The organism is Vibrio sp. 378 (assembly GCF_033339435.1).
Window position 1 is genome coordinate 1 of record NZ_JAWOUO010000014.1, and the last position, 22,976, is coordinate 22,976.

At 44.5% G+C, this 22,976-nt stretch carries 14 protein-coding genes, 1 tRNA gene and 1 riboswitch; of the genes, 9 read left to right on the top strand and 6 right to left on the bottom strand.

What is annotated here, in order from left to right:
* Window positions 1-150 precede the first annotated feature (150 nt).
* Window positions 151-227 (top strand) — tRNA-Asp (locus R7Q48_RS19865).
* A gap of 755 nt (window positions 228-982) precedes the next feature.
* Here R7Q48_RS19865 and R7Q48_RS19870 read toward each other — a convergent pair.
* The gene (locus R7Q48_RS19870) at window positions 983-2,314 is read right to left on the bottom strand and encodes a cation:proton antiporter (RefSeq protein WP_256903348.1); all 1,332 of its coding nucleotides are present in this window, start codon (window positions 2,312-2,314) and stop codon (window positions 983-985) included.
* 191 nt (window positions 2,315-2,505) lie between these two features.
* Here R7Q48_RS19870 and metH point away from each other — a divergent pair, with 191 nt between their 5' ends.
* The gene (gene metH, locus R7Q48_RS19875; RefSeq protein ID WP_256903347.1) at window positions 2,506-6,186 is read left to right on the top strand and encodes a methionine synthase; all 3,681 of its coding nucleotides are present in this window, start codon (window positions 2,506-2,508) and stop codon (window positions 6,184-6,186) included.
* An 86-nt stretch (window positions 6,187-6,272) separates the two neighbouring features.
* On the opposite strand, the gene lysC is transcribed toward metH, so the two are convergent.
* Entirely contained in the window at window positions 6,273-7,625 is a 1,353-nt protein-coding gene (gene lysC, locus R7Q48_RS19880) for a lysine-sensitive aspartokinase 3 (protein ID WP_053350596.1), read from the bottom strand.
* 101 nt (window positions 7,626-7,726) lie between these two features.
* A riboswitch (Lysine riboswitch) is annotated at window positions 7,727-7,905 on the bottom strand.
* Between the two features lie 220 nt (window positions 7,906-8,125).
* On the opposite strand from lysC, the gene R7Q48_RS19885 reads away from it, so the two are divergent.
* A complete protein-coding gene (locus R7Q48_RS19885; RefSeq protein WP_005381245.1) occupies window positions 8,126-9,247 on the top strand; it encodes a pyridoxal-phosphate-dependent aminotransferase family protein in 1,122 nt (373 codons plus the stop codon).
* Between the two features lie 60 nt (window positions 9,248-9,307).
* Here R7Q48_RS19885 and R7Q48_RS19890 read toward each other — a convergent pair whose 3' ends face one another.
* The 4 genes from R7Q48_RS19890 to R7Q48_RS19905 all read right to left on the bottom strand — a co-directional run bounded on the left by R7Q48_RS19890 (window position 9,308) and on the right by R7Q48_RS19905 (window position 15,805).
* On the bottom strand, window positions 9,308-11,089 hold the full coding sequence (locus R7Q48_RS19890) for a PglL family O-oligosaccharyltransferase (protein ID WP_021707781.1): 1,782 nt from the start codon (window positions 11,087-11,089) through the stop codon (window positions 9,308-9,310).
* A gap of 67 nt (window positions 11,090-11,156) precedes the next feature.
* Window positions 11,157-13,979 carry an excinuclease ABC subunit UvrA gene (uvrA, locus tag R7Q48_RS19895; RefSeq protein WP_005381241.1) on the bottom strand — a complete coding sequence of 941 codons (2,823 nt, stop codon included), beginning with the start codon at window positions 13,977-13,979 and terminating at the stop codon, window positions 11,157-11,159.
* Between the two features lie 149 nt (window positions 13,980-14,128).
* Entirely contained in the window at window positions 14,129-15,001 is an 873-nt protein-coding gene (gene galU / locus R7Q48_RS19900; RefSeq protein WP_256903346.1) for a UTP--glucose-1-phosphate uridylyltransferase GalU, read from the bottom strand.
* Window positions 15,002-15,160: 159 nt separating this feature from the next.
* The gene (locus R7Q48_RS19905; RefSeq protein WP_005381237.1) at window positions 15,161-15,805 is read right to left on the bottom strand and encodes a LuxR C-terminal-related transcriptional regulator; all 645 of its coding nucleotides are present in this window, start codon (window positions 15,803-15,805) and stop codon (window positions 15,161-15,163) included.
* 277 nt (window positions 15,806-16,082) lie between these two features.
* Between R7Q48_RS19905 and R7Q48_RS19910 the strand changes: the two genes are divergently transcribed.
* The 6 genes from R7Q48_RS19910 to mshL all read left to right on the top strand — a co-directional run bounded on the left by R7Q48_RS19910 (window position 16,083) and on the right by mshL (window position 22,964).
* Window positions 16,083-16,622: a single-stranded DNA-binding protein gene (locus tag R7Q48_RS19910; RefSeq protein WP_005387798.1), complete on the top strand. Its 540-nt coding sequence runs from the start codon at window positions 16,083-16,085 to the stop codon at window positions 16,620-16,622.
* Window positions 16,623-16,864: 242 nt separating this feature from the next.
* Window positions 16,865-18,874 carry an RNase E specificity factor CsrD gene (csrD, locus tag R7Q48_RS19915; RefSeq protein ID WP_005381201.1) on the top strand — a complete coding sequence of 670 codons (2,010 nt, stop codon included), beginning with the start codon at window positions 16,865-16,867 and terminating at the stop codon, window positions 18,872-18,874.
* An 11-nt stretch (window positions 18,875-18,885) separates the two neighbouring features.
* A complete protein-coding gene (locus R7Q48_RS19920) occupies window positions 18,886-20,331 on the top strand; it encodes a hypothetical protein (protein ID WP_005387799.1) in 1,446 nt (481 codons plus the stop codon).
* Window positions 20,328-20,978 carry a type II secretion system protein GspM gene (gene gspM / locus R7Q48_RS19925; protein ID WP_256903345.1) on the top strand — a complete coding sequence of 217 codons (651 nt, stop codon included), beginning with the start codon at window positions 20,328-20,330 and terminating at the stop codon, window positions 20,976-20,978. The genes R7Q48_RS19920 and gspM overlap by 4 nt, the downstream gene beginning before the upstream one ends.
* Window positions 20,971-21,303 (top strand): hypothetical protein, encoded by a 333-nt coding sequence (locus R7Q48_RS19930; protein ID WP_005381196.1) that lies wholly within the window; start codon window positions 20,971-20,973, stop codon window positions 21,301-21,303. The genes gspM and R7Q48_RS19930 overlap by 8 nt, the downstream gene beginning before the upstream one ends.
* A 20-nt stretch (window positions 21,304-21,323) precedes the next feature.
* Window positions 21,324-22,964: a pilus (MSHA type) biogenesis protein MshL gene (mshL, locus tag R7Q48_RS19935; protein ID WP_005388471.1), complete on the top strand. Its 1,641-nt coding sequence runs from the start codon at window positions 21,324-21,326 to the stop codon at window positions 22,962-22,964.
* Window positions 22,965-22,976: the final 12 nt, after the last annotated feature.

A 22,976-nucleotide genomic window follows, 5' to 3' on the forward strand; every position in this document is an offset into this window, starting at 1 on the left:
ACTCAGAAGTGAAACGAAATAGCGCCGATGGTAGTGTGGGGCTTCCCCATGTGAGAGTAGGACATCGCCAGGCTTTAGTTTTATTTTCACTTTTTCGAAAAGTGAAGACAAAAGCGGACGCTTGCTTATTAAAGCGAGTGATACCACTGCGGAGTGGTAGTTCAGTTGGTTAGAATACCGGCCTGTCACGCCGGGGGTCGCGGGTTCGAGTCCCGTCCACTCCGCCACTTATATTAAGCCTCAGTCGAAAGACTGAGGCTTTTTTCGTTTTGGTTCCCCGACTTAGCTTAAACCCACTTTCATATTGAAACCTTGCATCGAGAGGCAGGCTTCCCTCTGGTTATGCTTTCTAAGCCCTGTATGAGTGAAGTGGAACGCAGTTTTGTGTGGTTCCTGCAGTCTCGAGCGCTAGTTTTGAGCCTCTTCATTCACCAAAGCTCCTTTTATTCGATATTAGAAAATCTAGTTATGTGACAGAGTTTAATTGTTTGAAGTGTCGTTTGTTTCTAATTTGAAAACAGGACGACTTTGAATACAAGTTTAGTCTCACTGAGATCAAGAGGGAGAGGGGCTACATTTCTGTTAAGGCTTTGATCTACCTGAATGCTAGCTCAGTTTTATCTTGGTGGGATTGCTAACCTGTTTGGGTTCTGAACGCACTCACCCTAAATGTCTCTTTCTCATAAAAATACAAACTCGCTCATTGCTAAGTATTGTGGAAGTTTAGCTTTGATATTTGCGAGGAGCCTATATTGCCAAGGGAAGAGAAGGATACAGATGAAAATGGGTAAATTAAAAGGCTCGTCTATGAATACTATCTATCGGCAATAGTTAGTATCTATGAAAATGTAGCGTAGCGATTCTTAGTATATTTGAAGGTATATCAAAGAATAAGGAGCATTCGTCCTTGAAGGGGAGTCTGAAAATTAGTTATGAAAAAAGCAGCTAGGTAGCTGCTTTTTATTTATTAAGTTACGTGTCTTTAAGAGTCCACTGGCTCCGTATGTTCCGGAGTGGTTATTGCTTGGTTGTTCTCTTCCATCTTCTTCTCTTCTGCTTTTGCTTTTTCAATCATTGGAGTGATTGTTGAGCCTTGAATGAGGATAGAGAAAACAACGACGGAGTAGGTCATTACAAGAATAATCTCTTTTACATCGATTAACTTATCTTGAATCACCCAAATACCAGATGGAATGGAAAGTGCCATTGCCAATGCAAGGCCCCCGCGTAAGCCGCCCCACGTCAAAATACGTACTGACCACGGGTTATATTTTCTGTAACGCTTAAAGCCAATGTACGAGAGAAATACGCTTAAATAGCGAGCTGCTAGTACAAGAGGGACTGAAATAGCCATCATGATCCAGTCTTCTTTGTGGAATTCAAACAGCAGCATCGACATACCGATCAGTAGGAATAACACGCCATTCAAGAATTCATCAACAAGCTCCCAAAAATGGTCAAGGTGATCTTCACTCTCTTTTGAAAAGCCAATAAAGCGTGTCCAGTTGCCAATCATAATACCGGATACAACCATTGCGAGTGGGCCTGATACATGGATGTATTCAGCAAATGCGTAACCTGCCGTTGGGACACCAATGGTAAGTAACAATTCCATTGAGTGATCATCGGTGGCACTGATCAAGTAGTGGAATAGCAAACCGAGGACTAAACCATATGTGATACCACCGATAGCTTCTTGGATGAAGAGTAAGGTGACACTACCTACAGTTGGTGCCTCAGTGCCAAATGCAATCGTAAATAGAGTGACGAAGATAACCAAACCGAAGCCATCATTGAAGAGCGATTCTCCTTCAATCTGAGTGGAGATACGTTTGGGAGCATCGAGTTTTTTAACAATAGCCAATACAGCGATTGGGTCAGTTGGCGATATTAGAGCACCAAATAGTAAGCAGTAGACCAAATCAAATTGGATGCCAATTAACTGACAAAACCCATACAGCGCAAATCCAATAAAGAACGTGGAAAACAGTGTGGCTCCAAGAGCTAAAACAGTGATCTCCCACTTTTGATCTTTAAGGTTCGGGAGTTTGATGCCTAGTCCACCAGCAAATAGTAAGAAGCCAAGAATGCCTTTGAGCAAGAAATCTTCGAAGTTAATCCTTGTGACCGTCTCCGTCGCAATTTCGGTGAGATGGAACCAGTTGTTTTGACCCGCAATTAAGATTAGAAGTGAAAGCACCATTGAACCTGCGGTAATCGCAATGGTGGTTTGCATCTTTCCTATCTTGCTGTTTACAAAAGCAATTAGCATCGCAGCTGCGGATAGAAAACATAAAGTATGATAGACCGACATAGAGCTCTCTATTTGTAACATTTTATGAATGGAATTCTCGGCTGATGCTGCTTAAATAGCAAACGTTTTTTCGTGATTATTTTGCAAGTTAAGAAGGAGATAAAATAATCATTAATTCTACGTTTAGACGTCTAGACTCCTGAAGTTTGTGTGATAGGATGGAAAGATAACTAAAGGAATGAGGCTGTACTGTGGGAAGTAACGTAAGACAACAGATTGAAGCTCAAATGAAGCAACGTATTCTTTTGATTGATGGTGGTATGGGAACCATGATTCAAGGGTACAAACTTGAAGAGCAAGACTATCGAGGAACGCGCTTTGCGGATTGGCATTGTGATCTAAAAGGTAACAACGACCTGTTGGTTCTAAGTCAGCCTCAACTTATCAAGGAAATTCACGCTGCATATTTAGAAGCGGGTGCAGATATTCTCGAAACCAACACGTTTAACGCAACAACCATTGCGATGGCTGACTACGAGATGGAAAGCCTGAGTGAAGAAATTAACTTTGCAGCAGCCAATCTTGCACGTGAAGTTGCAGATGAATGGACCGCAAAAACACCCGATAAGCCGCGTTATGTCGCAGGGGTTTTAGGGCCGACGAACCGAACTTGTTCTATTTCTCCTGATGTAAATGACCCCGGATATCGAAATGTTTCTTTCGACGAGTTAGTTGAGGCTTACTCTGAATCGACTCGTGCTCTAATTAAAGGTGGTTCTGACCTTATTCTTATCGAGACCATCTTCGATACGCTTAACGCTAAGGCTTGTTCATTTGCTGTTGAAAGTGTGTTTGAAGAGATGGGGATTGAGTTACCTGTGATGATCTCGGGGACTATTACTGATGCTTCCGGTCGGACATTATCCGGTCAAACCACAGAAGCGTTTTACAACTCATTACGTCATGTTAAACCGATTTCGTTTGGTTTGAACTGTGCACTTGGTCCAGATGAGCTGCGTCCTTATGTTGAAGAGCTCTCTCGTATATCAGAATCTTTTGTTTCCGCTCACCCAAATGCTGGGCTTCCGAATGCATTCGGCGAATACGATTTGTCGCCAGAAGATATGGCTAAGCATGTTAAAGAGTGGGCTCAAAGTGGCTTTTTAAACTTGATTGGTGGGTGTTGTGGTACAACTCCTGAGCACATTCGCCAAATGGCACTCGCGGTTGAAAATATCGCCCCTCGTCAATTACCTGAACTTCCCGTTGCTTGTCGCTTGTCTGGCCTGGAGCCACTCGCTATTGATAAAGACTCTTTATTTATCAATGTCGGTGAGCGTACGAATGTAACCGGTTCTGCGCGTTTTAAGCGCTTAATTAAAGAAGAGCTGTACGATGAAGCGCTCGATGTGGCTCGTCAACAAGTTGAAAATGGCGCTCAAATTATCGATATCAACATGGATGAAGGCATGTTGGATGCACAAGCTTGTATGGTTCGCTTTTTAAACCTTTGTGCGTCAGAACCTGAAATCTCAAAAGTACCAATCATGGTTGACTCTTCCAAGTGGGAGGTTATTGAAGCCGGTCTTAAGTGCATCCAAGGCAAAGGCATTGTTAACTCGATCTCTCTCAAAGAAGGCAAAGAGAAATTCGTTGAACAAGCTAAGTTGATCCGCCGTTACGGTGCGGCTGTGATTGTGATGGCGTTTGATGAGATTGGGCAAGCAGATACACGTGAGCGCAAAGTAGAAATTTGTACCAACGCTTACCGAATTCTTGTTGATGAAGTGGGCTTTCCACCAGAAGACATCATTTTTGACCCAAACATTTTTGCCATTGCTACGGGGATCGAGGAGCATAATAACTACGCGGTGGATTTCATTGAAGCCGTTGGCGATATCAAACGTGATTTACCACATGCGATGATATCTGGTGGTGTTTCTAACGTCTCATTCTCTTTCCGTGGCAATAACTATGTACGTGAAGCGATTCACGCGGTGTTCCTCTACCACTGTTTTAAAAATGGTATGGATATGGGGATTGTGAATGCGGGTCAGTTAGAAATCTACGATAACGTGCCTGAAAAATTGCGTGAGGCTGTGGAAGATGTCGTTCTTAACCGTCGTGATGACGCCACTGAGAGATTGTTAGATATCGCGGCGGAATACGCAGGCAAAGGGGTAGGTAAAGAGGAGGATGCCTCTGCACTTGAGTGGAGAACCTGGCCTGTTGAAAAGCGTTTAGAACACGCGTTAGTGAAAGGAATAACCGAGTTTATCGTTGATGATACCGAAGAAGCTCGTGTCAATGCTTCAAAGCCATTAGAGGTGATAGAAGGCCCACTAATGGATGGGATGAACGTCGTCGGAGACTTGTTTGGTGAAGGTAAAATGTTCCTTCCTCAGGTCGTAAAATCTGCCCGAGTGATGAAGCAAGCAGTCGCGCATCTCGAGCCCTACATCAATGCAGAAAAGCAGGTGGGACAAACAAACGGTAAGATTTTGCTAGCGACGGTCAAAGGTGATGTACATGATATCGGGAAAAATATCGTTGGCGTTGTATTGCAGTGCAATAACTACGAAATTATCGATCTTGGTGTCATGGTTCCTTGCGAAAAGATCTTAAAAGTAGCGCAAGAAGAAAACGTCGATATTATTGGTTTATCAGGGTTGATCACGCCTTCATTAGACGAAATGGTGCATGTTGCAAAAGAGATGGAGCGTCTCGACTTTAACTTACCTCTTCTCATCGGTGGCGCAACAACGTCAAAAGCCCATACAGCAGTTAAGATTGAGCAAAATTACAAGCATCCAGTGGTTTACGTGAACAACGCCTCACGTGCAGTGGGCGTATGTACTTCTCTATTGTCAGATGAACGTCGCCCTGAATTTGTTGAAAAACTTGAAGCTGATTACGAACGAGTACGTGATCAACATAATCGAAAGAAACCGAGAACCAAACCAGTGACATTAGAAGCTGCTCGAGCGAATAAAGTTGCTATCGATTGGGAAGCTTACACCCCTCCAGTGCCTGTTAAGCCTGGCATTCATATCTTCGATGATTTTGATGTGGCTATATTACGTCAATACATCGATTGGACACCATTCTTTATGACTTGGTCACTTGTGGGTAAGTATCCAACAATTTTCCAACATGAAGAAGTTGGTGAAGAAGCAAAACGTTTATTCGAAGATGCCAACGAGTTACTTGATCGAGTTGAGCGAGAAGGCCTGTTAAAAGCGCGTGGAATGTGTGGCTTATTCCCTGCTGCGAGCGTGGGGGACGACATTGAAGTTTATGCTGATGAAACTCGTACCGACGTTGTGAAAGTATTACGTAACTTGCGACAACAGACCGAGAAACCAAAAGGATTCAACTATTGTTTATCCGACTACATCGCATCTAAAGAGTCGGGTAAACATGATTGGATAGGGGCATTTGCTGTCACTGGTGGTATTGGTGAACGAGAGCTTGCTGATGAATACAAAGCACAGGGAGATGATTACAACGCAATTATGATTCAAGCGGTGGCGGATCGCCTAGCCGAAGCGTTTGCTGAGTATTTGCATGAGCGTGTCCGTAAAGAAATTTGGGGTTATGCTGCGGATGAAGATTTATCTAACGATGATCTCATTCGTGAAAAATACCAAGGTATTCGCCCTGCACCAGGTTATCCAGCGTGCCCTGAGCATACTGAAAAAGGACCGCTTTGGGAGCTACTTAATGTGGAAGAGAATATTGGCATGACTCTAACCTCCAGCTATGCAATGTATCCGGGCGCGTCAGTCTCTGGTTGGTATTTCTCTCATCCTGACTCACGTTACTTTGCGATCGCACAGATCCAAGAAGATCAGCTAGAGAGTTACGCCGATCGTAAGGGGTGGGATAGGATCGAGGCTGAAAAATGGTTAGGGCCAAACATTAACGGTTAAATTGATGTTTACCTCGTCCAAATGTAACAACTAATGAAACGACAAAGGGCTGCAGATACGCAGCCCTTTGTTTTATTGAGTTGAACTTACTTCTCAAACAACTCAGTGTGGAGTTTTTGTATGGCTTGTTTCGATACTGATTCATGGAGCAAGAAGCATAAGTTGTGAGGGCTAGCGCCATAACAAATCATGCGTAGGTTAAAATCTTCTAGCGTGCCAAAAACCTGTTTCGCGTAGCCTTTACTCTCACTCATGTTGTTACCAATTAGGGCAACGAGGCATAGGTCACGTTCAACTTCTACCTTACATAACTCTTCTAACTCTTCTCGTACAGCTTGCGGCAGCTGCGGCGCGCCGCCGGATGTATCGGTTTGATCAAGTGTTAACGATACACTGATTTCAGATGTTGTGATCAAATCGACAGATATCTTATGCTTTGCAAGGATCTCAAAGACCTTTGCTAAGAAGCCGTATGCGTGGAACATATTGGCGCTGCGTAGCGTTACCATGGTTTGGTTACAACGCAAAGCTAGCGCACGGAATAACGGTGAGCTTTCGACTTGGTGGCGAATCCAAGTTCCCCCTTTTTCAGGCTCTTTCGATGACCCCACAAATACCGGAATGTCGTGGCGCAATGCAGGTACTAGCGTAGAAGGGTGAAGGATTTTAGCGCCAAAGTTAGCCATTTCTGAAGCTTCACTAAAGCTGATCTCGGGAATTGGTGAGGCTTTTGGTGCAATTCGCGGGTCTGTTGTGTAGATACCCGGAACATCAGTCCAGATTTCTAGCCCTGCCGCTTTAACGCTCTCAGCAATTAAGGCGGCGCTGTAATCGCTGCCCCCTCGACCTAATGTTGTTGTATTACCGGCTTCGTCAGATCCTATGAAGCCTTGAGTAACAACAACGGATTGTTGGCAAAGTGGTACGAGTTTATCTTGCGCAAGCGTCGAAATTGCTTCAATGTTTGGCTCCGCGCGACCAAAGTTGTCATCAGTACGCAGCACATCGCGGATATCAAAGCGCACTGCTTGAATGCCTCGCTCACACATTAACTGAGTTAGAATGTGCGTCGACATGAGTTCACCACATGCGACTAAATGATCGGTTAACTTCGCACTAGCTTGGATAGATGCAGCCTCGGCCAGGCTGGTTACGGTATCTAATATGCCATACACCTCGGCAGCAGTTTTCGTGCTGTCTTCGAGCTGAGTTAAAATGGCGTCATGAATGTTGGCCAGATTTTGCAGCAGCTCAGTACGGTGCGTTTGATCCTGAACGCCGTTGGCGAGTTCTACCAATAGGTTGGTGACGCCAGAGCAAGCGCTGCTCACGACCAGGCGAGTATTTGGATTGTTTTCGATAATGGTGGCGCAACGACTCATTGCCTCAAAGTTGGCAACACTGGTTCCACCGAATTTAGCTACGTTAAATGCGCTCACTGCGTTCTCCCACGACTTCCTAAAAAATTGTACATCCAATGTTTAGTGAGAAAAGGAACAGAGCAAAAAGAGAGGTATTTAGAATGCTATTTGAAAAATTTACCCTCAGAAGCCCTTCATCAGACTGCGCTGATGACAGTTGATGGGATTCAGCCCAATTCAACCGACAAGTCAAATCCTGCAACTTTGACTTACCTCGGCACTACTCCCCCTCAATGATTGGTGTTGGAATTGCGGTTCCACAAATCATCTACCTGGGTAGCGCTCCTCTTCTACATAAAGCTCAAACATTGAACGGTTTTGAGGCCTTAATGTCAATCAATATTTCAACCTTTATGGTGTTTTTTATTAACGATTTTGTGACACTGGTTTGACCTCCATACTTACGGCTAATTGCTGATAGAGGAAAAATCTATTAGGGTGAAGAACCCTACACCTGAGCCATGTTATTGAATAGAACTTTTAGAATGCTCAGGATAAAAGATAATCAAGGAGCTGACATGTCGATCCAAAGCTTTATTCCGCCTCACCGTATTTTAATGGGACCTGGTCCTTCTGATATTTATCCTCAAGTGTTACAAGCACTAAGCCGTCCTACTGTAGGTCACCTTGATCCTCTGTTTATCGGTATGATGGATGAGCTCAAGCAGCTATTGAAGTATGCCTTTCAAACTGACAATGAATTCACTATTGCGGTTTCAGCGCCAGGTAGTGCAGGGATGGAAACCTGCTTTGTAAACTTGATCGAGAAAGGCGATAAAGTGATCGTCTGTCGTAATGGTGTATTTGGTGAACGCATGCGCGAAAATGTCGTCCGTGCTGGTGGCGAAGTTGTTATCGTCGATGATGAATGGGGGACGCCTGTTTCCATTGATAAAGTCGAGCAAGCACTCGAACAGCACCCAGATACAAAAATTCTTGCTTTTGTGCATGCGGAAACCTCAACTGGTGCAGTCAGTGATGCTCAAGCATTGGGGAAGCTGGCGAAACAGCATAATGCATTATCTATTGTTGATGCGGTGACGTCACTTGGTGGTGTGCCGTTAAAAGTGGATGAATGGCAACTGGATGCGGTTTACTCTGGTAGTCAAAAATGTTTGTCATGTGTACCTGGGCTCTCACCAGTGACGTTTTCTACTGCCGCGATTGAAAAGATTCAAGCAAGAACAACACCAGTACAGAGTTGGTTCCTCGATCAGAGTTTAGTTTTGGGGTATTGGAGTGGAGAAGGCAAGCGTAGTTACCATCATACGGCGCCAGTTAATAGCTTGTATGCGCTTCATGAAGCTTTATTGATACTGAAAAATGAAGGATTAGAAAACGCTTGGGCTCGTCACCAACTGATGCATGAAAAACTCAAAAATGGCTTACAAAAGTTAGGCTTTGAATTTGTTGTGGACGAAGCCCATCGGTTGCCACAATTAAATGCGATTTACGTGCCTGAAGGAATTGATGAAGCAAAAGTTCGTGCTCACTTGCTAGAAACCTATAACCTAGAAATTGGTGCAGGCCTTGGGGCATTAGCTGGTAAAGCGTGGCGTATTGGCTTAATGGGTTACGGCGCTCGATCTGAAAACGTTGCGCTGTGCTTAAAAGCGTTAGAAGAGTCACTCACTGAATAAAATCATACAGCAATGAGATAAAGAAAAGCGAAGGTCATCCCTTCGCTTTTTTTGTATTTATTACTCAGCTCCTGAAGTGGGGACTGGTGAGGCAGAGATTGCTTGAGAAGGTGGTTGGTAATTGACGTCACTGAAATCAATCTTCGGGAACAAAAACTGCGCTTCAGCTCTAATTTGCTCCGCTTTACTTGAGTCATCTAAGCCTTGGTAGGCCAAAATCAAATTATTATAAAATGCAGGACGAGGCTTATCTTTGATGATTTTTAGCGACCAATCGATATAAGGCTGAATCAAGGTTGCGTCTTGTTGGTACAGCCCAAGGTTTAAAAACGTGCTATAGACATCCCAATCAAACCTGTCTTTCCAAACCACAGGGTTACTGACTTGATTCAGAATATCAGGGTTAGTTGGTCTAGTGGTCTCAAACTTCGTCAATACATAGTTCGTATGTAATGCGCTTACCATGTAAAACGTAAACGCAACGGGAAGTACCAAACTAAAAACACGCAGCAAGCTTTTGGTCACATTACTAAAGCCGACTTGTCGATAACGAGAGACGCGCTGATCGACCCAGTACAGTAGGATAACGAAGATCAACCAATGCACGAGAGAGTGGTAGAAAGGGTATTCCAGTTGTGAGTGCAATACGATAGGTATAAACAAGGCCAGCAACGCAAGACGAGTTCCGCGTTTGGCTTGATAGATTCGATACAGTACCAGTGCCATCGCTAAGAAGATGCCGAGTATTGGCAGTAAGCCACCTTCTACTCCCCAGTAAAGTAGCTCGTTATGCGGATGATCCATGGCTGGCAAACCAGCTGGGTAATTCTCATTTAGGGCATGTTGACGAGCCGTATACAGCATGTACTCAGATTCAAACTTGCCATATCCATAACCAGTAAAAGGCTTTTCAATCACCATGTCTAATGTTTGCGGAAAAGTATACGCTCGAGGAGACTCCATATTTACTTTTTCTGCGGCTAACCCACCTCCATCAGGAAAGGCAAGATGCATGACAACGACTGAGAGTAAGAGCCCACTTACAAGTGACACAACCCAGCGGATAAAGCGCCCTTTGGTTGCAAAGCGGTACATGTATGGAATGACCAACAACACGGCGATGACCGAGGCTAACCAACCAGTGCGTGAAGCCAACGCCACAATTAGTGGTAAAGTTAAAACTGGTACGGCATAGAGAAGGTAAACATCGCTTAACTTACGATCGTATTTGTAGGGCTGACGTGCAAGTAAATAGCTGGCAATCACCAACCCTGTCGCAAGAAAGCTGGCCATTACATTGGGCTGTTGGAAAATACCATAAGGACGATTGGCCACCGTGTCGTAACCAAACGGATTGCCTGGTTTGAGATACAGATATTGTGTCAAACCAAAAATGGCTTCGATAACAACCGCAAGGACAATGAACCATAATAGGCGTTGGCGATGTTTATTACTGAAATGAAATTGTTGTAAGACAATAAAGAACAGGACACCACACCACAGGCCAATGAGCTTATTGGCTGCCAAACTGCTATTCGCATTTGGGTACAGAATGGGCACCGTCATGATAAGAGCACTAATGAACAAGCCGATGGTTAGTTTTGAGTAACGTAGTACTCGATTATTCGCAAGTTGGTAACACCCAATGCCTAATGCAAAGCTAAAAGCAATCCAAGTTGTCGCATTGAACGAAAGCGAAAGCCCCGAACCGCCGGGGTTGGGCATGAAAAAGTGCATTGCCAACACAAATAGTGTTGCCAAGGCAATGAGAAACTTGCGATTGAGGGGAACCTGTACTTTTTCGGGAGAAAGCTTTGTTCCACTTACATGTATAGTAGCCATAGTTATTGCGTTGTTTTGAATGAAAAAAGACCAGCACTTGCTGGTCTCGATACTTTACCTGTTTTTTCTACTTCAACATAGGCTTGAGGAAGTGAGCTGTGTGCGAACCCTCGATTTGCGACACATCTTCCGGAGTGCCTTGAGCGATTATCTCGCCGCCACCCTGACCCCCTTCAGGACCAAGATCGATAATCCAGTCCGCAGTCTTAATGACGTCCAGGTTATGCTCGATCACCACGACAGTATTTCCGTGGTCGCGAAGTCTGTGCAGTACAGTGAGCAACTGCTGGATATCATGGAAGTGAAGGCCGGTTGTTGGTTCATCCAAAATGTACAAGGTTTTTCCTGTATCACGTTTGGATAGCTCTCGCGCCAGTTTCACACGCTGTGCTTCACCACCGGAGAGTGTTGTTGCCGCTTGACCCAATCGTATGTACGACAAACCCACATCCATCAGTGTTTGTAGTTTGCGAGCGATGGCAGGAACTGGATCGAAGAAGGTGCGTGCATCTTCGACCGTCATTTCTAGCACTTCATCAATAGTTTTACCTTTGTAACGTACTTCGAGCGTTTCACGGTTGTAGCGTTTACCTTTACACACATCACATGGCACATAAACATCTGGTAGGAAATGCATTTCTACTTTGATAACACCGTCACCCTGACAGGCCTCACAACGACCACCGCGTACGTTAAAACTAAAACGGCCCGGCTTGTAACCGCGAGAACGCGACTCCTGTGTTCCTGCAAACAGTTCACGGATTGGTGTAAAGATCCCCGTATAGGTTGCAGGGTTAGAGCGAGGTGTACGGCCTATTGGGCTTTGATCGATATCGATGACTTTATCGAAGTGCTCTAGACCTTTAATCGATTTATAAGGTGAAGGCTGAGCCGTTGTCGCTCCGTTAAGTTGGGTATGCGCAATTTTAAAGAAAGTATCATTAATCAGCGTTGATTTACCTGAGCCAGATACCCCTGTAATACAGCTGAATAACCCAACAGGAATTGAAAGGTTAACGTTTTTAAGGTTATTACCTGTTGCGCCTAATAGCTCAACCGTTTTTTTCGGATCTCGCGGCGTGCGATCTTTCGGTACTGCGATTTCTTTAACACCACTTAAGTACTGACCTGTCAGAGAATTCGGATTCGCGACTATCTCTTCCATGGTGCCTTCCGCAACAACATTACCACCATGTACGCCAGCACCAGGACCAATATCTATGACATGATCTGCACAGCGAATCGCATCTTCATCGTGTTCTACCACAAGTACGGTATTACCTAAATCGCGCAAGTGAGTGAGCGTTTTTAATAAGCGTTCATTATCACGCTGGTGGAGACCAATCGACGGTTCGTCCAGAACATACATCACACCAACAAGACCTGCACCAATTTGGCTTGCTAAACGAATACGTTGAGCTTCACCGCCTGATAAGGTTTCCGCACTGCGTGATAAGTTTAGGTAGTTCAAACCGACGTTAACTAAGAATTGCAGGCGGTCGTTGATTTCCTTCATCACTTTTTCAGCGATTTGGGCGCGTTGACCTTCCAGTTTCAAGGAATGGAAGAATTCCAATGCATCAGCAATGCTGAGTTCAACAATCTCAGGTAGTGTCGTATCAGCAATAAACACGTTACGTGCTTCAAGGCGTAGACGAGTACCGCCACAGCTTGAACAAGATTTAGTGGAGATGTATTTCGCGAGCTCTTCACGGACAGAGTTGGATTCTGTATCACGATAGCGACGTTCTAGGGTATTCAGAATACCTTCGAATGGATGGCGCTTAACGCGAATATCGCCACGATCGTTGATGTATTTAAACTCAATCTCAGTACGACCAGAGCCCTTTAGAATGACATCTTGCGTTTTCTTTGGCAGAGAATTAAAAGGGGCATGGAGGTCAAAACCATAATGATCGGCCAATGAGGTGAGCATTTGGAAGTAGTAGTAGTTCTTTTGATCCCAACCGCGAATCGCACCTTGTGCCAAGCTTAATGAATCATCTTGAATGACTCGGCTTGGATCGAAGTATTGTTGAACACCCAAGCCATCACAAGTGCCACATGCTCCAGCAGGGTTGTTGAATGAGAAAAGTCGCGGCTCTAACTCTTGCATGCTGTAACCACATTGTGGACAAGCGAAGTTGGCGGAGAAAATAATCTCTTCACCGTCGCCATCCATTGGCGCGACAACTGCAATTCCGCCTGATAATTCGAGTGTTGTCTCGAAAGATTCGGCCAAGCGCTGTTGTAAGTCTGGACGAACTTTAAAGCGGTCTACCACAACTTCAATGGTGTGCTTTTTATGTAGTTCAAGGGTTGGAGGATCGGAAAGATCGCAAGTTTCTCCATCAATACGCGCACGAATAAAGCCTTGAGCCGCTAAGTTCTCAAGCGTTTTAACATGCTCACCTTTACGTTCTTTGACAATAGGTGCCAATAGCATCATTTTGCTGCCTTCCGGCATCTCTAGGACTTTGTCCACCATTTGGCTGATGGTTTGCGCAGCAAGAGGAGCATGATGCGTTGGACAGCGGGGTTCGCCCACACGAGCATACAATAGACGTAAGTAGTCGTAGACTTCGGTAATTGTACCGACGGTTGAACGCGGGTTATGAGAAGTAGACTTCTGTTCAATAGAAATCGCGGGTGATAACCCTTCAATGTGGTCGACATCGGGTTTTTCCATCAGAGACAAAAACTGACGAGCGTAGGCAGAGAGAGACTCTACGTAGCGTCGTTGGCCTTCTGCATACAATGTATCGAAAGCGAGAGAGGATTTACCGGAGCCACTTAGTCCAGTAATGACAATCAGTTTATCGCGAGGGATTGTAAGATTAATGTCTTTAAGGTTATGGGTTCGGGCACCGCGAACTTCTATTTTATCCATCGTTTTTGCTCTATGTATAACCAAGTGGGGCAAGTATTACATAGTGTGAGAAATGTGCAAAGAAAATTACTGGATAAAAAAACAGTAAAGTAAAAAGCCCAGCGTTGTGCTGGGCTTTCGATACAGTAATTTCGTACTACGACGATGCTTTATACAGCTTTTTGTGTTGCGTGCTTACCTAGCTCAGAGGTTTTTTCATCTTTTAGATACAGGTTTTCAAAACAATAGTTAGTTGCTTCGATGTAACCTTCAACGCTACCACAGTCAAAGCGTTTGCCCTTGAATTTGTAAGCCAACACACAGCCCGCTTTTGCTTGCTTCAGCAGCGCGTCAGTGATTTGAATTTCACCACCTTTACCAGGTTCGGTGTTTTCGATCAGTTCAAAAATATCGGGAGTCAGGATGTAGCGGCCAATGATAGCAAGGTTGCTAGGCGCCGTGCCTTCCTCTGGTTTTTCTACCATGTCGTCTACGCGATAGATGTCGTCTTTGATCATTTCACCAGAGATAACGCCGTATTTGTGCGTTTCTTCGGCTGGTACTTCTTGTACTGCAACGATAGAACAGCGGAACTGCTTAAATAGTGCCACCATCTGAGCCAGTACGCCCTCTTGCTCGTTCACACAAAGGTCATCAGCAAGAACAACAGCAAATGGCTCATCGCCTACCAATTCTCGTCCAGTTAGAATCGCGTGGCCCAAGCCTTTCATTTCGCGTTGACGTATATAAGTGAAGTTTGCAGATTCAATGATTTCACGGATATCTACCAACAGCTCTTCTTTGTTGGTACCGCTAATCTGATGTTCCAGTTCGTAGTTCTTATCAAAGTGGTCCATGATCGAGTGCTTGCCACGACCTGTCACAATACACATGCCGTTCATACCAGCTTGGATTGCTTCTTCGACACCGTATTCAATAAGCGGTTTGTTAACGACTGGCATCATCTCTTTTGGCATAGATTTCGTTGCCGGTAGGAAGCGTGTGCCATAGCCTGCAGCAGGGAACAGACATTTTTTTATCATTGGGGGAATATCCTATCTCGTTTTTATCAAGAATCTGCGCATAACTTTAACACGAGAGGTATCAATGAATCATGAATAAAGTAGGAAAAAATGTGAGACTCGGTGCGGAAAAAAGATGAGCGACTCGTCATTTCAGTTATCAGAGCCGCTAACATTGCATCACGACATTAAGTTTTGGTCTGCCCAGGCGATTGCCTGTACTCGGTTCTTTACGGATAGCTTTTTGAATATCTGATACAAGTGCGATTTGATGGTGAATTCACTGACGAATAACTCTTCGGCCATCTGACTGTTCGAGGCGCCAGCTTGTAGGCAACGCAGTACTTGTAGCTCACGAATGGTTAGGTCTACCGTAGCTGGTGCAGTATGAGTATTAATGACATTGCGGTAATAGTGTAAAAGTTGACTGGTTACATTACGCGGCAGCCAGTTTTGACCGTTAACAATGCCTTTTAACCCTTCTCCAATTTGCTCTAGCGTATCTTCAGAATAAAACACACCTTTTAATTGACCAAATGAAAGAAGTTCATCTGTGGTTAGTCTTTTAGGCACGTTGAAGACAACGGTTTCAAAGTTTTTCCATACAAGAGGCAAATTTTTGATCGATTGAACAAGTGATTTATGTTCACTGAAGTCGATCAGTAGAATTTTATTACGGTGTTGTGGCTTGGCTTCCATGAGTGCTGCGGTTGAAATCACCGGGATGCTCATATCAACGTACTTTTCGAGTGCCGCCACTTTTTTTTGCGCATTATCTTCCATACTGATCAGAAATAGCTTTCTTGCGTAAGCCGACTTTCTCACGTGTTCCAATCTCCCTGGGTTCAATAGAAGCCATAAACTGGCATTAAAGAGAGGCCATAACCATCGCTTTACTGAATAAATGCGTTCGAATTCAAAGCTTCACGAAACGATGTCTGCAACGCGAATCAAAAATGCTACACACGTAAGTTGAAATACGATTTGGGTTCTAGAGGATGACTCAATAGATCACAATGGTATTAGACTTTAATCAAAACATTAAAGCGTGCTATTCTAATGCGCTAAAATTTTATATATCCAGAGTGAAACGGAGCACATCATGGCCAGCCGTGGAATTAACAAAGTTATTTTGGTGGGGAATCTAGGTAACGACCCTGAAATTCGTTACATGCCGAATGGCGGTGCAGTAGCAAACATTACTATTGCGACTTCTGATTCATGGCGTGATAAAGCGACTGGCGAACAGCGCGAAAAAACGGAATGGCACCGTGTTGTGTTGTTCGGCAAACTTGCGGAAGTAGCAGGTGAGTACTTGCGTAAAGGCTCTCAAGTTTACATTGAAGGGCAACTGCAAACTCGCAAATGGCAAGATCAAAGTGGCCAAGATCGCTACTCAACTGAGGTAGTTGTTCAAGGCTTCAATGGTGTTATGCAAATGCTTGGCGGTCGTGCTCAAGGTGGCGGCGCACCAATGGGCGGTCAACAGCAGCAACAAGGTGGATGGGGTCAGCCTCAACAGCCAGCTCAGCAGCAGTACAATGCGCCTCAGCAACAGCAACCACAACAACAGGCTCCGCAGCAACCACAGCAGCAGTACAATGAGCCACCAATGGATTTTGACGACGATATCCCGTTCTAAATTCTGCTTATGCTTGAATCGAAAAGGCCGCGAATATCGCGGCCTTTTTTATTGTCGCAATCTAATGATTTCACAGGCTTCTCTTGGCAAGGTTAGGCGTAACAATAAAACTTATCAATGAGTGTGATTTTCTTTATGCTCCAGCCTCTCACTATCAGACTAATCCGATTGTTTGATGAACTCTTATCAAGTATAAATATTTCAATAAGGTATATGATGAATAAAAAAGGAATTTGGTATTCATGAGGTATACCCCAACTCTTAAGTTAAGCACACGGCTGGTGGCCTTTGTCACCATGATCGTTATCTGCGCCATGTTTATCTTGTTTGTCGGTGGCACCCTCTCTTTTAAACGTCTTGGGCAGGAATATCTCACCCATTATTTAGAAGGGATCGTAGAGGTGGTCGACAAGGAGATGGAAGATCCTGACGCCGCTTATTCTATGCAGCGCTGGATGCCGAAAATGCTGCAGGCTTCCAATATTGTCGAAATGACGTTGTCGACCAACAACGCCGTTGTTTATCGCTTCAAAGATACTTCTCATCAAATGGAAGCGTCAGTCTTGTTTGAGGCTGAGTACCAGTTGACTCACAATCAAGATTACACGATTCACTTTAAAGCAATTCCCCCTTACTTAGGTTACAGCTACTCAATGCAGGCGCTTTGGTCGATCACGCTTGCCGTTATATTGATCATCTTCTGCTTAATGCGCGGCGTGGCATGGCTTAAAGAGCAATTAGAAGGCTCTGAAATGCTCGAAGAGCGAGGCAGAATGATCCTGGCTGGTAGGGTGGAGCAGTATGCCAAAGGTGACAAAAAAGAATGGCCTTACACCGCCAGTGAAGCGCTCGATGTATTAATCGAAGAGTTACAAGATGCGCGTCAAGAGCGAAGCCGATTTGATACCTTTATTCGAACTCAAACCTTCCTTGATAAGCTAACCGGTACCGCTAACCGAGTGTTATTTGATAGCAAGTTGGAATCGGCGTTACTAGAAAGTGGGGCTCGCGGCGCCGTGTTGCTAGTGCGTATTCAAGACTGGAAACTGGTTGAAGAAGAGCAAGATAAGCAAATTACGGATGAGTTTATTGTTGAAGTTGGGAGTTTATTGTCCAATTTAGTTCAACGATACCCAGATGTTGTATTTTCCCGTTATTACGATGCTGATTTTGCGCTTTTTCTACCGCACCAAAGTGCGAAAGATGTGGCTAACCTTGCCTCGCAATGCATTCGCCAGTTAGAAAAGTTAATGCCGCCAGAGCCACTTGATCCAGACAACTGGTGCCATATTGGCATCACCACTTATAAAGAAGGTGAGCGACACAGCCAAATCATTGATGAAGCCGAGACTGCTTTGCGTAGTGCGCAACTACAAAATAACAATAATTGGAGTCGCTTCAAAAAATGGAACCACGATGAAGAAGCTCGCGGAAGTGTGAGGTGGAGAACGTTATTTGACACAGCACTTACACCTGAAAGTGTGATACTCTACGCACAATCTGTGCACCCAATAAGTGACGCGACGCATAAAAAATCATTATATGAAGAGTTAACATGTCGGATTCGCGATCCTGAGAATGGGATTGTTAAAGCGTCTCGGTTCATTTCTGCGATCAGACAGGTTGGTTATGAAGCGCAAATGGATAAGTCGGTTATTAATAAATTCTTAAGAGAGTTTAAGGATAATTTTGATAACTCAAGATCGTATGCGCTCAATTTGAATGTAACGCCATTTTCTAACCGAGAGTACTTTAAATGGTTTCGTGATGAACTCTTACAGTTGTCACGTGAGCAGAGAAAGTGTCTCAGTTTTGAGTTTGTTGAAGCACAATTTGTAAGACACTTAGACTTTATGCGACCAGTCGCTAAAATGCTGGCCGGTTTGGGGTGCCACTTAATGGTTGGGCAGGCTGGGCGTACCATCGTCAGCACTCACTATTTAAAAGAAGTGGATATTCGTTACCTTAAACTTCATCGCAGTTTAGTAGCAAAAATCGACCAACGACATGAAAACCAGCTATTTGTCCGCAGTATGCTAGGTGCGGCGGCAAACAGTAAAACTAAAATTATAGCAGTGGGAATTGAGAATCAGAACGAGCTCAACACATTAATTGAGCTCGGGGTTTATGGTGGTCAAGGGCGTTACTTTTCTGCGGAGCAGCAGTTTCTTCCTCGTCCCCAAGCGTTGCCGAATTCTCAATCAGAATCCCAAGTTAAATTGGGAAGACGAAATCGCTGGCGGAAAAAATAAAGATAATAATCATGGATTTCAAAGCACTATTCGACAAGCTTAAGCGATCATCTAGTGGTGATCGCTCCTGCTTTTTGGTTATTCAGCCAGACGCCGTTTATTTATCATCTTCAATCAAAAGTAGTCGTCCATACCAATTTGATATTTCTGAGTCCAATTGGGAAAAAGCCGTTGAGCAAGCATTGAGCGTTGCAGCGAGTGCGTATGATTCATTAACGGTTATTCTTTCTCATAACTATTACCAGATGTACCAAATCGACAAACCGGTCATGCCGCGTCAAGAATGGCCAGCCGCATTACCGTTTTTGTTGAAAGAACTGATCTCTGAGCGTGCTATCGACATTATTGCCGATGCGGTCGAGTTACCGAATTCAACCAAAGTGCAAGCATACGTCTTATCGCGAAAAATATTGGATAAGATTGTGTTACTGGCCAGTCGAGCCCAGTTACCATTAGAAGCCATTCTTCCTGAAGACGATATTTGGGGAGAGACTGCTGGTGAACTAGGAAACTTCCTATTATTACAACGCAGTGTGCGTGGTCATTTCCGTATAAGCGCTTTTGTCGAAAATACTATTGCGTTCCACCGCTCTATTCGCAGTGTGACGCCACCGTTAACGGGGGTTCCGTCTAGCGATTTACAGATGGACAGTCTGTCGTTAGAACTGCAACGTTCGATTGACTATCTTTCATCTCAGTTACGCCACGTGCAATTACATCAATTGAAAGTGTGCTGTGATGAAGAGGATGAGAGCGAGCTTGTTCAGGCTCTGAACTACCGTTTAAGTACTAAGGTTTCACCGTTATTACCACCAGAACATGAGCTATCAGGACATGTTTTGGCTGACACTGCGGCTACTTCAAATACTCGACGCGTCAACTTATATCCCGATTACTTAAAGCCGAAAAAAGAGCTCCTGACGCTAAAAAATATCGCGTTATCTTGGGGCGTTGCGGCGGCTGCAATTCTATTTTCTTACGGTTATGTCACTTGGCAGAGCAGCGGTTTGGAAGATGAGATTGCTATTGTAAAAAGTAAAGGCGATATCATGAAGTCAGAGCTTGAACGTTATCAAGTCAAGCTACGTAAACATCAACCTGACAATAATAAGCTGGCAGCTAAAGCCCGCTTAGAGCGTGAAGTCAAGGCGAAGCGAGACTCGCTTAAAGCTGTCGGGAAATACGATGACTCGCAACGCACGGGTTACTCTGGCGTGATGCAATCATTAGCGAAGCTAGGAAACCAAGAAATTTCTTTGTCCGAAATTCGAATCAATACCCATACCTTAGACCTGAAGGGGCTAGCGAAAAAACCGAGCTCAGTGCCAAATTGGGTCAGCCAATTTAAAAACGAAATTAGCTTGGTTGGTCGAACGTTTGACGACGTCAAAATAGGTCGAAATGATAAGGATATTGTGACGTTTGAACTAAAAACGCGCGAGGATAAAGAGAAATGAACGAATTCTGGCTCTCATTAGAAGGGCGCTTTGGCGAAATGAGTACGCGTGAAAAAGTGCTCACCGCATTGTGCGGTTTAGTTGTTGTGATCATGTTGCTCTTTACGCTGGTATTGGAGCCAAAGCTTAACGAGATCATCAGTAATGAGAGGCAACTAAGTAATTTAAAGCAAGCCAATCAAAAGATTGAAATCGATACGCTACGTATTCAGGCGCAACTTAAGAAAGATCCAAATGCTGAGATTGATCGCGCGATATCTAATCTGTTAGCTGAGAGTCAGCATCTTTCGATGCAATTAGCGGAGATCATCGAGCATCTTATTACACCTTCGCAAATGGCTGAGCTGCTTGAAAATGTGTTGGAGCAGCAAAGTGGCATTCACCTTTTGTCTCTGCAAACCTTGCCATCTGAGCCAATAACGGAAGATAAAGAAGCATCGCAATACTCTGGTTACTACGTGCATCCTGTTCGTATGGAACTGACTGGTGACTATTTTTCTATTGCTAATTATCTGAATAAATTGGAGAGCCTTCCTGCGAGTTATTACTGGCGCAGCTTTAGTTATAAAGTCGAAAAGTACCCGAAAGCGAAGCTTGTGTTAGAAGTCTACACACTAGGATCTAGAGAGGAGTTTATTGGTGGTTAACAAACTCATCATCTCATTGCTTGTTATGGCAGCGGCAGGAACCGCTTGGGCAAACCAGGACCCAACGGCCCCACTTGGTTGGGAAAAGCCAGCGGTTGAAACGTCAGCGAAACCAAAAGTTAAACGGTATCGACTGCCTAAGCTCAACAGTATTGTGTGTAAGCCAAGTACTGATTGTATTGCGATTATGGATAACAAACTTGTCGAAAAAGGCGAGCTATTTAAGGGTTATCGCGTCGCGAGCATTAATAGTGAATTTGTAACTTTAAAGCGTGGTAACCGTCAGTGGGACCTAGAGCTTTTTGATTTAAACGTAAAACAATAATAACCAGAGCCCGATCAGATATGCGCAAATTAGTTGTAGGAATAACGATTGCTTCTTTAATGGGATGTTCAATGGGTCATCGGAATCCAGTGGAAGTTAAAGAAGCGCTCAATGAATCGATCAATCAAGCGAACAGCCGCACATTGGAAGAAATCCCTTCTTCTGTTGAGGCAGACTTGATGCCAAATTTAGACTCGAACGTTGCATCAGAGCAAGGCACCTCGAAGCGTTTTCGTATTCAAGCGAATGCGGTCGATGCAAGAAGCTTTTTCGCCTCGTTGGTGAAAGGCACAGAGTACAGCGTGGCGATTCACCCATCGGTACAAGGTAATATCACCGTCAACTTGTCAGATGTGACATTGGATGAAGTTCTGAATGTCGTACAGAATATGTATGGCTATGACGTGGTGAAGTCTGGCAAAGTTATTCAAATCTACCCAGCAGGTATGCGTACTGTGACCATTCCAGTCGATTACCTACAGTTCAAGCGTTCTGGTCGCTCGTTAACCAGCATTGTTACGGGCTCTGTAACCTCGGCTGGTACGTCTAATTCTGGTGGTAGCTCAGACAGTTCTGACTCGTCAGACTCTAACAATGGAAACAACAACGATAGCTCAACCACATCTACGGGTGGTACACGCATCGAAACCATCACTGAAAGTGACTTCTGGCCTATGCTACAGCAAGCCGTTGCGAATCTAATTGGTTCAGGCAAAGGGCAAAGTGTGGTTGTAACGCCACAAGCGGGAGTTATTACGGTTCGAGCATTTCCAGATGATATTCGCGAAGTACGCGAGTTCTTAGGTGTATCGCAGGAGCGCATGCAGCGCCAGGTCATTCTTGAAGCTAAAATCCTAGAAGTGACGTTGAATGATGGCTACCAACAAGGCATCAACTGGTCAAACTTATCGGCATCAATTGGTAACTCGGGTAGTATCGTAGTCAACCGCCCTGCGTCGACATTACCACCATTGGATGCGATTGGCACGCTATTGGGCGGTCAAACTAACGTGACTATTTCGGATGGTAACTTCAATGCTGTATTGAGCTTCATGTCTACGCAAGGTGACTTGAACGTCCTTTCGAGCCCTCGTATTACCGCTGCCAACAACCAAAAATCTGTTATCAAAGTGGGTACCGATGAGTACTTTGTTACCGAGCTATCGAGCAATGCAGGCAACGGTGAAAACTCAAATGCGGTTCCTGAAGTGGAACTGACGCCATTCTTCTCGGGTATTTCCCTTGATGTGACTCCGCAAATTGATAACAAAGGCAATGTGTTCCTGCATGTTCACCCCGCAGTTATTGAAGTCACGGAAGAAGTGAAGCAATTGAACTTGGGCGGAGATTTCCAAAACATCCAACTGCCATTAGCGAAAAGCTCTATTCGTGAATCAGACTCGGTTATTCGTGCTAAAGATGGCGATGTTGTGGTTATCGGTGGGTTGATGAAACAGCAAAATCGTGAGCTTGTTTCTAAAGTCCCATTTTTGGGCGATGTACCAGCACTGGGGCATTTGTTCCGCAACGTGAATAACGTAACTGAGAAAACAGAATTGGTCATCTTGCTAAAACCGACCGTAGTTGGCGTGAACTCTTGGCAGAAAGAGCTAGAGCGCTCTCGTGATCTGCTGCAAGAGTGGTTCCCAGATGCGCAATAAGCGCTGGGAAAG